The 12,622-nt window shown below is 70.5% G+C and carries 11 protein-coding genes; 2 read left to right on the forward strand and 9 right to left on the reverse strand.

The window, feature by feature from the left end; translation table 11 throughout:
• The first annotated feature begins 19 nt into the window (after window positions 1-19).
• Window positions 20-1,027 (forward strand): helix-turn-helix domain-containing protein, encoded by a 1,008-nt coding sequence (locus ACIBI5_RS52075; protein ID WP_397258928.1) that lies wholly within the window; start codon window positions 20-22, stop codon window positions 1,025-1,027.
• A 54-nt stretch (window positions 1,028-1,081) separates the two neighbouring features.
• On the opposite strand, the gene ACIBI5_RS52080 is transcribed toward ACIBI5_RS52075, so the two are convergent.
• Entirely contained in the window at window positions 1,082-1,249 is a 168-nt protein-coding gene (locus tag ACIBI5_RS52080; RefSeq protein WP_397258930.1) for a hypothetical protein, read from the reverse strand.
• Window positions 1,250-1,322: 73 nt separating this feature from the next.
• Between ACIBI5_RS52080 and ACIBI5_RS52085 the strand changes: the two genes are divergently transcribed.
• A complete protein-coding gene (locus tag ACIBI5_RS52085) occupies window positions 1,323-2,708 on the forward strand; it encodes a PLP-dependent aminotransferase family protein (RefSeq protein WP_397258931.1) in 1,386 nt (461 codons plus the stop codon).
• A 63-nt stretch (window positions 2,709-2,771) separates the two neighbouring features.
• Here ACIBI5_RS52085 and ACIBI5_RS52090 read toward each other — a convergent pair whose 3' ends face one another.
• The 8 genes from ACIBI5_RS52090 to ACIBI5_RS52125 form a co-directional block, all read right to left on the reverse strand.
• The gene (locus ACIBI5_RS52090; protein WP_397258933.1) at window positions 2,772-4,298 is read right to left on the reverse strand and encodes a carboxypeptidase regulatory-like domain-containing protein; all 1,527 of its coding nucleotides are present in this window, start codon (window positions 4,296-4,298) and stop codon (window positions 2,772-2,774) included.
• A gap of 276 nt (window positions 4,299-4,574) precedes the next feature.
• Window positions 4,575-6,167, reverse strand: a complete 1,593-nt coding sequence (locus ACIBI5_RS52095) for an AMP-binding protein (protein ID WP_397258935.1) — start codon at window positions 6,165-6,167, stop codon at window positions 4,575-4,577.
• A gap of 1 nt (window position 6,168) precedes the next feature.
• Window positions 6,169-7,497, reverse strand: a complete 1,329-nt coding sequence (locus ACIBI5_RS52100; protein ID WP_397258937.1) for a carboxylesterase/lipase family protein — start codon at window positions 7,495-7,497, stop codon at window positions 6,169-6,171.
• The gene (locus tag ACIBI5_RS52105; protein ID WP_397258938.1) at window positions 7,494-8,783 is read right to left on the reverse strand and encodes a M28 family metallopeptidase; all 1,290 of its coding nucleotides are present in this window, start codon (window positions 8,781-8,783) and stop codon (window positions 7,494-7,496) included. The genes ACIBI5_RS52100 and ACIBI5_RS52105 overlap by 4 nt, the downstream gene beginning before the upstream one ends.
• Entirely contained in the window at window positions 8,780-9,580 is an 801-nt protein-coding gene (locus ACIBI5_RS52110; protein WP_397258940.1) for a carbohydrate ABC transporter permease, read from the reverse strand. The genes ACIBI5_RS52105 and ACIBI5_RS52110 overlap by 4 nt, the downstream gene beginning before the upstream one ends.
• The gene (locus ACIBI5_RS52115) at window positions 9,577-10,440 is read right to left on the reverse strand and encodes a carbohydrate ABC transporter permease (RefSeq protein WP_397258942.1); all 864 of its coding nucleotides are present in this window, start codon (window positions 10,438-10,440) and stop codon (window positions 9,577-9,579) included. The genes ACIBI5_RS52110 and ACIBI5_RS52115 overlap by 4 nt, the downstream gene beginning before the upstream one ends.
• Window positions 10,437-11,669 carry an extracellular solute-binding protein gene (locus tag ACIBI5_RS52120; RefSeq protein ID WP_397258944.1) on the reverse strand — a complete coding sequence of 411 codons (1,233 nt, stop codon included), beginning with the start codon at window positions 11,667-11,669 and terminating at the stop codon, window positions 10,437-10,439. The genes ACIBI5_RS52115 and ACIBI5_RS52120 overlap by 4 nt, the downstream gene beginning before the upstream one ends.
• A gap of 10 nt (window positions 11,670-11,679) precedes the next feature.
• Entirely contained in the window at window positions 11,680-12,540 is an 861-nt protein-coding gene (locus ACIBI5_RS52125) for an alpha/beta hydrolase (protein WP_397258972.1), read from the reverse strand.
• Window positions 12,541-12,622 lie beyond the last annotated feature (82 nt).

Below are 12,622 nucleotides of genomic sequence, written 5' to 3' on the forward strand. Positions count from 1 at the left end.
GAACGGAAAGGAAGACGCTGTGTGGGTACGGGTGGCCACGGACGACGTTCCCGCGCGCGAGAGGACGGACTGGTACCAGGACGTGGTGGCACAGACCATCGCGCCCCACCGGCTGAAGATCACCGACCCCGCGGGCTTCCAGGCATCGGCACGCGTGCTGCGCCTGGGCCGGATCGAACTGTCCCAGCACGTGCAGTCCGACCATCTCGCATGGCGTACGCCGCACCTGATCCGCCGTGGCGACCCGGAAGACTACCTGCTCGGGCTGATCACCCACGGGCGGAAGGCGATCTCCCAACGGCGCACCGTCAGCGTCATGGACCCCGGGGACGTGGTCCTGTTCGACACCTCGCACCCCTACTCGGCCGGATCGCCCGCCCCCCGCGGCACAGCGGTCACCCTCCTCCGCATCCCCCGTGGCACGATCCCCCTCCCCCAGAACCGGCTCGACGCGGCTCTCGGCCACCGGTTCGGCACCCGCCAAGGACTGGGCGCCGTCTTTCGCCGGTTCCTGACCTCCATCGACGCCCACGCCGCCGAATGCACGCCCTTGGGCTTGCGGGTACTGGAACGCACCGTGCTCGACCTCGCCGCCGGCCTGCTCGCCCAGGAACTCGCCAGATGGCGGCACCTTCCGGAGGAAACCCGCCGGCAGGTCCTGCTGCACCGCATCGACGCCTTCATCGACCACCATCTGGCCGACTCCCGGCTCACACCCCAGGCCGTCGCCGCCCGTCACAACATCTCGCTCCGCACCCTCTACGCCCTCTTCGAAGGCCGCGGCGACACGGTGTCCGCGCTGATCCGGCGACGCCGCCTCGAACGATGCCGCGAAGAACTGGCCGACCCGTCCAGGCACCGGCATCCCATCCAGGCGATCGGCGCCCAGTGGGGCTTCCCGAACACCTCCTCCTTCTCCCGCGCCTTCCGCCGGGCCTACGGCATCACCCCCAGCGCCTACCGCCAGTCCCACCTGACCCCGGCCGTTCCACCGGCAGGACGACGCCAGACTCCATCAGAGGGGTGAACCACCAGGAGGCCCGGCCGGCGTGGACGTGCCGGCGAGGGGCGCCGACGCGGGTCAGCGGTCCGGGGGGCGGGCCACGCGTCTGGCCCAGCGGGCGATGCCCCACAACCGGTCGCCGCCCGATCGATCCGGGTCCGCCTCCGCCTCTGTCGCCGTCGCCGCGGGGGCGGCCTGGCCGAGGAAGTACTCCGTGAGCCCGATGGCCATGGCAAGGTGCCTCATGCCTTCAACGTAGGTGGCATCTGGCTCAGAGATATAGTCCAGATTTATGCGAGATCAATGGTCCAGTTCGGGGTTGGATCTTCATCTTCAGGCAGGCACGGGTGAAGGGCTGAGAGCCGGGCTCGAGCTCGCTCTGCGTGAGGCCGTACGGAGCGGACGGCTCGCGCCGGGAACGCGGCTGCCTTCGTCGCGGACGCTCGCGAACGATCTCGGGGTCTCGCGTGGCACCGTCACCCAGGCCCTGGACCAGCTGGTCGCCGAGGGGTATCTGGAGTCGAAGCCGCGCTCGGGCCTGCGCGTGGCGCCGCAGCCCGCTCCGCCCATCGAGTCCCCGCGCCCGTCGCGCGCGACGCTGCCGGCCGTACCGGGGATCGATCTCAGGTCGGGCTTCCCCGACCTGGCGGCGTTCCCGCGACGTCAGTGGCTCGCCGCCACGCGCCACGTCCTGCGGACCGCGCCCAACACCGCGTTCGGCTACCGGGATCGGACCGGCGCCGTCGAGCTGCGGCAGGCACTGGCCGAGTACCTCGGCCGGGCACGCGGAGTCGCCACCACCCCCGCCCACATCGTGGTGTGCGCCGGATACGCCCAGGCGCTCCGGCTGGTGTGCCAGGTCCTGAGCCACCACGCCGGTCCCGGGAGCGCGATCGCCTACGAGGATCCGACCGAGCCCGACTACCCCGCCCTCACCGAGCAGCTGGGACACCGCGCGCGTCACATCCCCGTCGACCAGGACGGGCTGCTCGTCGACCGGCTCACCGACGAATCGGCCGCCGTCGTCACCCCCGCCCACCAGTATCCGCTGGGGGTCACGCTGAGCCCGGCCCGGCGGGTCGAGCTCGTCTCCTGGGCCAGGCGGTCCGGCGGACTCATCGTGGAGGACGACTACGACGGCGAGTTCCGTTACGACCGCCGCCCCGTCGGCGCGCTCCAGGGAATGGCCCCCGACCGGGTCATCTACGTGGGAACCACCAGCAAGACCATCGCCCCCGGCCTGCGCCTCGCCTGGCTCGTCCTGCCCGGCAGCCTTGTCGACCCGCTACACGAGGCGACGCGCTGGGACGAGTCGTACGTCAACGTGATCGACCAGCTCGTCCTCGCCCGGCTCATCCAGACCGGCGAACTCGACCGGCACATCCGCCACTGCCGAACCCGCTACCGCCGCCGCCGCGACCTCCTCGGCCAGGCGATCGCCGGGCAGCTGCCGTACGCGCGGCTGTCGGGCGTCGCCGCCGGGCTGCACGCCGTGCTCCAGTTCCCCGCGCATACCGGCTCCGAGGCTTCCCTGCTCGGCCACCTCGAACGAAGCGGCATCCACGTCGAGGGCCTGTCGCCCTTCTACCACCGGCGGGAGAACACGCCGCCGGCCATCGTGATCGGCTACGCCACCCCCGCCGAGCACACCTACCGCCACGCCCTCGGCGCCCTCGTCGACGCCCTCCGCGCCGCTCCCACATGAGAGCCCTTCATCGGTCCGGTACGGCTCCCGCCTTCCTCGGCGGGAGCCGTACCGGATGACAGGTCAGGACGGGGACGGGAGGGTGATGTCGAGCGTGCGTTCGCGGCCCCGGGTGACGCGGACCGGGTCCGCCCCCTCGAAGGCCGCCGCGTCCTCGTGCCAGCGGAAGCCGCGGCCGGACGCCCAGAGTTTGATCTTCACGTGCTGGCCGGCGAGCCCGCGGAGGGTGTAGGCGCCGCCGTTGCCGTACTCGGCCGGTCCCGCGACATCGCCGGTGCGGGTGTTGTAGCTCCACAGGTCGACGAATCCGGAGTAGACGGTGCCGTCCTTGTTCAGGGTGCGGCCGGTCAGCGTTCCCCCGCTTCTCAGTGCGGCGTCCGCGGTCACGCTCTGGCCGGAGGTGACCTTGACCGGTACGGCCGAGCGTCTGTCGGCGGCGCGCCCCGACCATTCCCAGGCGTAGTACTTGGAGAAGAGCTTGGCCGTGTACTGGATCGGCCAGGCGTAGGGGCCGAGGCCACGGAGTTCGAACGTGCCCTCGGCCGTGGTGCACGTTGCTCCGCCGACGCTGCTCTGCCCGGTGCGCAGGGGGAGGATGGTCACGCAGGCGTTGCCGTGCCGGATGGGCTCGCCCGTGTCCGCGTCGGTGATGGCGCCGGTGACGGTACCGGCCTGGTCCAGCCGAATCTGGCTCGCCCGCGTGGCCGATCCGACCACCGCCTTGAGCCGCTGGGCGCGGTACTGGCTGCCGGTGCCGCCGGAGGATCCGACCCACTGGATGCCGTGGTCCAGGCCCGGCACGGCGAGCAGGGAGTAGGTGCCGCTGTCGAGTTCGCCCACGACCACCGTGCCGTCGGCGGCGCTTCGGTACTTGCAGTCCTGGTAGCCGACCTGACCGAAGTAGCGAGGCAGGGCGATGACGCACACGCCCTGAACCGGGCTTCCCGTCACCCGGTCGCGCACCACCGTGGCGATCGCCGCCGACGGCGCCAGGCGGATCTCGACGTCGGTGGTCTGGCCGAGGACGGTGGCGACGCGCCGGGTCACCGCACGGTGCAGCCCGTCGGGGGCGTTCACCTCGACGTTGTGCTCGCCACCGGGAAGGTCGGTGAACGTGAACAGCCCGCCCGCCTGGTCGCACACGCGGTCGATCCCGACGGAGACGCAGGCCGAGCTCACGGGGTTTCCCGAGCGGTCGTCGACGAGCTTGACGTTCAGCACCGCGCCGGGCAGCAAGGTCTCGTCCACCACGGTGGTGGCCCCGGCGGTGACGGTGAAGACGGCGCCGTCCTCATAGGCGATCTTCTGGGGTACCCATTGATAGCGACCCTGGTAGCGGATCTGGAGCTTGTAGATACCCGGGCGGAGGTTCGGACGGGAATAGCTGCCGTCGAACTGGGTGAAGACCTCGCCCTGACCGATGCCTGTGGCGGCGTCCGTCAGAGCCACCGCCGCGAACCGGGCGGGCGCGCCTTCGGCTGTAACGATCTTGCCGGTGATGGCTCCCGTGTCATCAGCGGCGTGGGCGGGCTGGGCCAACGCCCAGCCGGGTAAGAGGAGAAGGGAGATAGTGGCCAGGATCTTGCGCATCTTGCTCCTATGCGTTCGGCGTTCTAGCTTTCAAGATCCTTATACCCCGGCAAATCCGAATTGTCAGCGACGGCCTGGCTACGCGGGCCTTCGTAAGTGAGGAGCATGGCGCCGGAAGCGAACGGGCGCGTGTGAGTCAGGCGGAGTTCAGCTCTGGGAGACACGGCGTCGAACAGCCGGGTACCACCGCCGAGCAGGACGGGATTGACAACAGGACATTGACCGCGCGGCCACGCCCGCCTCCTCGTCGCCCTCGTGCAGGCGCACACCCGAGGCTCACCGGTCGAGCCCGAGCAGGCGCATGCCCTCCTCCCGCATCTCGACCTTGCGAATCTTGCCGGTGACCGTCATCGGGAACCCGTCGACGACGTGGACGTAGCGCGGGATCTTGTAGTGGGCGAGCTTGCCCGCGCAGAACTCCCTGACGGCCTCGGCGGTCAGCGGTGCGCCGCCCCGGCGAAGGACGATCCAGGCCATGAGCTCCTCGCCGTACTTCTCGTCGGGCACCCCGACCACCTGCACGTCGGCGACGTCGGGGTGGCGGTGGAGGAACTCCTCGACCTCGCGCGGGTAGACGTTCTCGCCGCCCCTGATGACCATGTCCTTGATCCGGCCGACCACGTTGACGTAGCCGTCGGCGTCCATGGTGGCCAGGTCGCCGGTGTGCATCCAGCGGGCGGCGTCGACGGCCTCGGCCGTCTTCGCGGGCTCGTTCCAGTAGCCGAGCATCACCGAGTAGCCGCGGGTGCACAGCTCGCCGGGTTCGCCGCGTGGCACGGTCAGCCCGGTCTCCGGGTGCGTGATCTTGACTTCGACGTGCGGCATCACCTGTCCGACGGTCTCGGTGCGGCGCTCCAGGCTGTCGTCCGGCCTGGTCATGGTGGAGACGGGCGAGGTCTCGGTCATGCCGTAGCAGATGGCGACCTCGGCCATGTTCATCTCGGTGACGACGCGCTTCATCACCTCGACGGGGCAGGGCGAGCCCGCCATGATGCCGGTGCGCAGGCTGGACAGGTCGAAGCGGGCGGCCAGCTCCAGCTCCGCGATGAACATGGTCGGCACGCCGTACAGGGAAGTGCATCTTTCTTCCTGTACGGCCCGCAGCGTCGCATCGGGGTCGAAGCCGGGCGCGGGGATGACCACGCACGCGCCGTGGGAGGTGGCGCCGAGGTTGCCCATCACCATGCCGAAGCAGTGGTAGAAGGGCACGGGCAGGCAGATCCGGTCATCGGGGGTGTAGCCGAGCAGCTCGCCGACGAAGAAACCGTTGTTGAGGATGTTGTGGTGCGAGAGCGTGGCGCCCTTGGGGAAACCGGTCGTGCCCGAGGTGTACTGGATGTTGATCGCGTCGTCGGCGCCCAGCGACGCCATGCGCTCGCGCAGCCGCTCCTCGGGGACGGTCCGCGCCAGCAACGCGTCCCAGCCGGGCTCGCCGAGGTAGACGACGTCGGCGAACCCGATCTCCTCGACCATCGCGCGGTAGTCGCTGCCCTTGTGCGTGAGCGCGCTGATGAGCAGGCGCAGGCCCGACTGCCTGACGACGTAGTCGAGCTCGTGGGCGCGGTAGGCGGGGTTGACGTTGACCAGGATCGCGCCGATCTTGGCCGTGGCGTACTGCACGAGCACCCACTCGGCGCAGTTGGGCGCCCAGATGCCGATCCGGTCGCCCTTGGCGATGCCGGAGGCCAGGAGCGCGAGCGCCAGCCGGTTCACGTCGGCGTCGAGCTCGGCGTAGGTCCAGCGACGGCCGGAGGGCGCGTCCACCAGGGCCTCCCGGTCACCGAAGCGGGCCACCGTACGCTCGAAGTTGTCGCCGATGGTCTCGCCCAGCAGCGGGGCCGGCGCTACCGCGCTCGCGTAGGACCGCATGTCAAAACCTCCGTAGAAGATCAAGTGGCCAGCCTGGATCGCCGGTGCGGGCGAAGCGGACCCACGCGGCGTGCATCGCGTCGGCCAGTTCCTGGGGCGCGTCCGGCCCCGCGGTGCGTTCGACGCCGGGCGCGTCGAGCACGTCGAAGACGAACGGCAGGTCGAGGTTGTGCACCGCGCCCACACGTCCGCCGCCGGCCGGGCTCTCGACGGGCGACTCCCACCGGAACTCGTAGGCGTAGGCGGGCCTGGCCTCGCGGATCCAGCGTGTCTCGCGGGCGAACAGGTGCTCGGTGAAGGCGCGCCCGACCCGCTCGGCGGGTGTGAGGCCGGCTTCGCCGACCTGGACGCCGAGGTGGTCGAGCAGAGCCTGCGCGGAGGCCTCGTCGACGTCGGCGGCCATGCGGCGGACGAACACGTCGGCCTCCTGGGAGGTGCAGCCGACCAGCAGCGGAACGTGAGCGCTCGCGGGCAGGGCGGCCAGCGGGACGGCCGGGATCAGGTCGCCGTCGACGACCGGCTTGATCGGCACCGACTCGTTGAGCCCGCCGGAGCCGCCGGCCAGCGGCGGCGGCTGCTCGGCGACGAGCTCCGAGGGGGACAGCCGGGCGAAGGCGGACCTCGTCGGCGCTATCCCCAGCCGGGTGGCGAGCGTCTTGGCGTAGTCGCGCGCCTCCTGCTCGGTGGCGACCAGGCCGGCCGAGCCGCTCATCACGATCGCGCGCCGGAACAGCCCTTCCGCGCGGGGCATCGTCAGCAGGGTCGCGACGGCGGCGGCGCCCGCCGACTGACCGGCGATCGTCACGTTGCCGGGGTCGCCGCCGAAGGCCGCGACGTTGTCGCGTACCCATTCCAGCGCGGCCAGCCAGTCGAGCACGCCCCGGTTGAGCGGGGCGTCCTCCAGGGCCAGGAAGCCCTCGAAGCCGAGCCGGTAGTTGATCGCCACGCAGACCACGCCGTCGCGGGCGAAGCGGTGGCCTTGGTGCCAGGCCGCGCCGTTGCCGCCGATGGAGAACGCGCCGCCGTGGATCCAGACCAGGACCGGCAGGCCGGTCCCGCCGGGCGACGGGGTGCGGATGTCGAGGTGGAGACAGTCCTCGCCGGGCTCGAAGACGTCGGGCGCGTACAGGCCGACGTCCTCCCCCGCCGCCTGCGGGGCGGCCGGGCCGTGGGTGACGGCCGGCCGTACACCGTGCCAGGGAAGTGCGGGAGCGGGCGGGCCGAAGCGGTGCTCGCCGAAGGGCGGGGCGGCGTACGGCACGCCGAGGAAGGCGAGCACGCCCTCCTCGGCCTTGCCCTCGACCAGCCCGGCGGTGGTTCGCACGATCATGCCCGGCGCCATCCGGCCGTCCCTTCGACGATTCTGATCGCCGCCCGGGTGAGCGGCTCAAGGCTGGGCTCGTGCACCTTGTCGAGGGTGTCGGCCGAGTCGAACAGGTACATGGGCGCCGACAGGAAGTGCACGAGCGGCACCCCTTCCGGATGGAAGAAGGCCCCGTCGGTGGGCGGCATCGGGGAGAACACGTCCGGCGGCAGCACGAACGAACGTTTCAAGTCCTCCGCGACGAGGGCGCTCGCCACCAGGCTCTCCAGCTCCGGCTTCCTGGTGGTGAACCACCAGCCGGGTTCGGGATCGCCGGTGGGCACCAGCTCGCCGTCCACGACCACGCACCGCCGCGCGGCGTGCTCCAGGTGGAGTTGGAGAACGACGTCGCCCAGCAGGTCGCGGTGGGTCTCGATGAAGGCCCGGGTGCCCGCGGCGTGCGCCATGTGCCCCGCGGTGAGCAGGAAGATCAGGTTGTGCGGCCGGTCGTGCTCGGGCACGCCCGCCCAGTGGCGGGCGGCGGCCAGCACCAGCGCGATCCCCGAGGCGTCCTCGACGGCGGAGGCCCAGGGCGCGTCGTGGTGCGAGCCGATGATCACCCACTGATCGGAGCGGCCGGGGAGCGTGCCGATCACGTTGTGCGAGACGGCCGGACCCGTCTCCGACTCGACCGTGAGCGTGCCCGTGCAGGGGCCGTCGTCGACCAGGTCGAGCACCCGCCGCGCGTCGCCGCCCGACAGCCAGACGGCAGGGAGGTCGCGGTGCACGGCGTCGTAGGGCACGTAGTAGTCGCGGGTCTCCCACGGCACCCCGGTCAGCGCCCCCGCGAAGGCGGCGGCGCCGCCGTCCATGACGCCCTGGATGACGTCGAGGTAGTCGAGCTGGAACGGCAGCGTCTGGACCAGCTCGTCGAAGACGCCCTCGGGGTCGTGCACGGCCGTCGCCAGATCCCTGACGAACGACTGCGGCAGCTCGGTGAAGGTGTACTCGGGCACGACGATCGCGCCCGGCACGACCTCACGGCTGACCGGGGCGCTCACGACCGCCTTCGGTGTGGTGTACGGCAGCGCCGACGCCGCCACCCGCACGACCCGGGACGGATCGGCGTCGAGGCGCACCTCCAAAGAGGCGGAGACCGGCCGCCAGACGGGCAGCTCGACCGGCTCCAGCCGTACGTCATGGAGCCCGAACTCCGTGAAGCGCTCGGCGGCCCACGCGGCGGTCCAGTCGTCGGCCGGGTAGCCGGGGCGCCTGATGCCCTGCGAAACGATCGTCTCGATCCAGTCCATCATCGCTTCAGCCCTCCGAAGGTGAGCCCCGCCACGTAGTAGCGCTGCAGCGCCACCATCAGGATGAACGGTGGCACGGCGGTGACCAGTGCCGCGGTGGTGGTCAGGTGGTAGGTGATGCCGACCTCGCTCTGGAAGTTGGCCAGTCCCACCGGCAGCGGCCACAGCTCCTGCTCGTTGGCCACGATCAGGGGCCACAGCAGGTTGTCCCACTGCGCCAGGAAGTGCACGAGGAACAGGGTGATGAGCGCGGGCTTGAGCAGCGGCACGGCGATGCGCGCGAAGATGCGGAACTCCCCCGCGCCGTCGACCCGCGCGGCCAGCAGCAGTTCCTTCGGGATGCCGAGGGCGAACTGCCGCACCAGGAAGACGCCGAACGCGCTGATCATGCCGGGCACCATCATGCCCTGGAAGGTGTTGACCCAGCCGAGTTCCTTCACGATGAGGAAGACGGGGATGACCAGGACCATCGGGGTGAGCGCGAGCGTACCGACCACCAGCGCGAACAGGACGCGGCGGCCGGGGAAGGACAGCTGGGCCATCGCGTATCCGGCGGCGGCCGAGAAGATCACGTCCAGGAGGCCGGTGCCGACGCACAGGATGAGGCTGTTGCGCAGGTAGGTGGGCAGGTTGCCCGCGCCGAACAGCACCTGGATGTTCTCGGGCAGGTGGAAGCCGTTGAAGACCAGCCCGCGCAGGTCGGTGTCGTCGGGCGCCGAGGCGACGACGAGCATGACGTAGACCGGCAGCAGCATCGCCCCGACCGCGGCGATCAGCCAGGTGGCGCGCAGAATCCTCATTCGTCGCCGCCCTTCAGGAACCCGAACTGCAGCGCCGAGACGATCACCATGGCGACGAGCAGCACCATGCCCATGGCGGCGGCGTAGCCCATGTGCTCGTAGGGGAAGGCGTTGGCCCAGATGTAGTACGGCAGGACCTGGGTGGCGTCGGCGGGCCCGCCGCCGGTGAGCAGGAAGGCGGGCACGAACGCCTGCATCGATCCGGCCACCGAGATGACCAGGACGAACAGCAGGGTCCTGCGCAGCAGCGGGAGCGTGATCCGGGTGAACGTGGTCACCGCTCCCGAGCCGTCGATGGCGGCGGCCTCGTACACCTCGCCGGGCAGGGCCTGGAGACCGGCGGTCAGGATGATCACGAACAGTCCCATGCTCTTCCAGACGACCATCACGACCAGGGCCCAGATGGCCAGGTCGGAGCTGGTCAGCCAGGACTGCGGCTCGATCCCGGCCAGGCCGGCGAGGGTGTTGGCCAGGCCGCGGTCGGAGTAGATGATCACCCAGACCATGGACGTGGCGGCCAGCGGCATCACGGCCGGGATCATGACGAGCGCCCTGAGCCAGCGGTTGAGGCGTCCCGGCTTGCTCAGCGGCACCGCCACCAGCAGGGCCAGCACGATCGTCGGGACGACCGTGCAGACCGTGTAGACGACGGTGATCCACGCCGAATTGAGGAAGCCGGGGTCGGCGAACATGCGCTCGTAGTTGGCGAGGCCGATCCAGCTGGGCGTCCCCGCCATCTCGTAGTCGGTGAAGCTGAGATAGATGGCGGCCAGGAACGGGACGAGCCAGAACACGACGAAGAAGACGGCCACCGGGAGGGTCAGCGCCACCCCCGCCGTGGCCTGGGGCCGGGTTCTCATTGGATCAGTCGCACGGCGGAGTCGAAGGTCGCCGCGGCCTGGGCGGGGGCCGACTTGCCGTGGGCGACGGAGTCGATGGCGCTCGCCGCGGCCTTCGCCAGTTCGAGGGTGCCGGGGATGATCGGGCCGAAGTCGACGTGCGGGAGGCTGTCGGCGACGATCTTCATGATCTCGGACTTGCCGCGCGGCCCGGCCTCGCGCCAGCCCTTGGTCGGGATGATGATGCCGTTGTCGAGGTTGGCGGTCACCGACGGGGCGCCCTGCAGGTAGTTGACGAGGTGCCAGGCGGTGAACTGGTTGGGTGAGTCCTTGGCCACGCCCCATCCCCACGTGTAGGCGGGTACGACGGACTTGCCGCCGTCCCAGGCGGGGATGGGCGCGACGCCGTACTGCTTGCCGAAGGTGAGTTTGTCCTTGCCCAGCTTCTCCAGGGCGGGACCGAGGAAGGCGCCGCTGACGACCATGGCGGCCTCGCCGGAGTAGAACAGGCCGAGCGCGCCCAGCGGGTTGGAGAGCTTGGGGTTGCCGATCCCCGACATGTACGTCAGGGCGTTGACGCCATGCTCGGTGGCGAGCGCCGGGAACGTGCCGCCCTTGCCCTGGATGAGGGCGGTGAGCATCATGAGGGCCCACTGCGGGTCGCCGTAGAGCCACTGCAGTCCGACCCGCCTGCGGTCCCCCGAGGTCAGCTTGGCGCTGTACTCGGCGACCTCCTCCCAGGTCGCCGGGGGTTTGTCGGGGTCGAGTCCGGCCTCCTTGAACCGGTCCTTGCGGTAGTAGAGCATGCAGGGGTTGAAGTCGATGGGCACGCCGTAGGGCACGTTCTGGTAGGTGAGCGGGGTGGTCGTGCCCGGCTCGTAGTTCTGCAGCGGGAGCGCCTTGGTGTCGACGGGCGCGAGCCGCTTCTTCTTGGCGTGCGCGGGGAAGCTCCAGTGGCCGATCTTGAAGACGTCGGGCGGGGCGCCGCCGCTGAAGGCGGTCAGCAGTTTGGCGTCGAGCTGGCCCACGGGCAGGTAGAGCAGTCTCACGTCGATCTGGAAGTCGGCCATGTAGCGGTGCACGAGTTCCTGGAACTGCCGGCCGGTGTCCTGCGAGCCGTGCAGCCAGACGTTGACCGTGCCCTGCGGCTTGCCGTCCGCGGCCTGCTGCCGAGGCTGGTCGTCGCCGCATCCGGCGAGCAGGGTGAGCGCGCCGGCGGCGAGGAGCCCACGCCGCGTCAGATCCGCCATGGTGGTTCTCCTAGGTGAGGTTCTTGAGGGCCTGGTTCTGCCAGGCGGTGTTGGTGGGGAGCTCGGGGGTGGCGCCGGCGAACGCCCCGCGGGCCTGGGTGTCGGACTGGAGGCGGTATCTGAGCCAGGCGGTCACGTAGCCGAGGAAGGCCCCGCCGGTGTTCTGGATGTCGTTGTGTCCCGCGCCCTTGAGCAGCGCCTTGCCCGCTCCGGCGGTGGCCTGGTCGTAGTGGCCCTGCACGGTCGCGGCCGAGGAGATCAGCCAGTCGTTCGCGCCGCTGAGGAAGAGCACCGGGCAGGTCAGGTCGGCGACCGAGAACTCGTCCCCCGGACTGGCCATCCACGGCGCGGGCACGGCGATCGGCACGACGGTCTTGATCAGCCCGGCGGAGTCGTTGGCCGCGTTGATGGATCCGCCCGCGCCCTGGGAGTGCCCGACGGCGGCGACCTGGGCGGTGTTGAGCTTGCCGTGGAAGACGCTGGCCGGGTCGGTGTTGAGACCGGCGAGGTGCTGGGCGGCGGCGAGGATCTCGGCGCCGGTGCCCGTGGTCGTGTCGGTGGAGGCGACGACCGCGAAGCCCCAGGAGGCGAGGTGGTTGAGCAGCCCCGGGTAGTTGTCGGGAGTGGCCCACGAGCCGTTGCCCCAGGTGACGATCGGGTGGGTGGCGCCGCCCGAGCCCAGGTTCGACGGGTAGTAGAGCCGGTGCCCGCCCGAGGTGCCGGTGGCGACCGGCCACGGACCCGCTGCCTTGTAAATCGTTTCGATCGTGGAGGCGGCGGCGCCGGCCTCGGTGGTCGACGACAGGAATCCGGCCGACATGAGGCCGAGCGCCCCTGCCCGTAATGCCTGCCGACGGGTGAAGTTCTCCATGGTCACCTCGTAGATTATTTGGAGACGTGAACGTCTCCCAACAGAGGGAAGTACGATCGGTGAGCGATGTCAAGACATGAAC

The organism is Nonomuraea sp. NPDC050540 (assembly GCF_044457485.1).
Lineage (GTDB): Bacteria > Actinomycetota > Actinomycetes > Streptosporangiales > Streptosporangiaceae > Nonomuraea.

Coding starts and splice junctions, on each gene's coding strand:
- ACIBI5_RS52080 (WP_397258930.1), bottom strand. CDS start 1,249: ATGAGGCACCTTGCCATGGCCATCGGGCTCACGGAGTACTTCCTCGGC.
- ACIBI5_RS52090 (WP_397258933.1), bottom strand. CDS start 4,298: ATGCGCAAGATCCTGGCCACTATCTCCCTTCTCCTCTTACCCGGCTGG.
- ACIBI5_RS52095 (WP_397258935.1), bottom strand. CDS start 6,167: ATGCGGTCCTACGCGAGCGCGGTAGCGCCGGCCCCGCTGCTGGGCGAG.
- ACIBI5_RS52100 (WP_397258937.1), bottom strand. CDS start 7,497: ATGATCGTGCGAACCACCGCCGGGCTGGTCGAGGGCAAGGCCGAGGAG.
- ACIBI5_RS52105 (WP_397258938.1), bottom strand. CDS start 8,783: ATGATGGACTGGATCGAGACGATCGTTTCGCAGGGCATCAGGCGCCCC.
- ACIBI5_RS52110 (WP_397258940.1), bottom strand. CDS start 9,580: ATGAGGATTCTGCGCGCCACCTGGCTGATCGCCGCGGTCGGGGCGATG.
- ACIBI5_RS52115 (WP_397258942.1), bottom strand. CDS start 10,440: ATGAGAACCCGGCCCCAGGCCACGGCGGGGGTGGCGCTGACCCTCCCG.
- ACIBI5_RS52120 (WP_397258944.1), bottom strand. CDS start 11,669: ATGGCGGATCTGACGCGGCGTGGGCTCCTCGCCGCCGGCGCGCTCACC.
- ACIBI5_RS52125 (WP_397258972.1), bottom strand. CDS start 12,540: ATGGAGAACTTCACCCGTCGGCAGGCATTACGGGCAGGGGCGCTCGGC.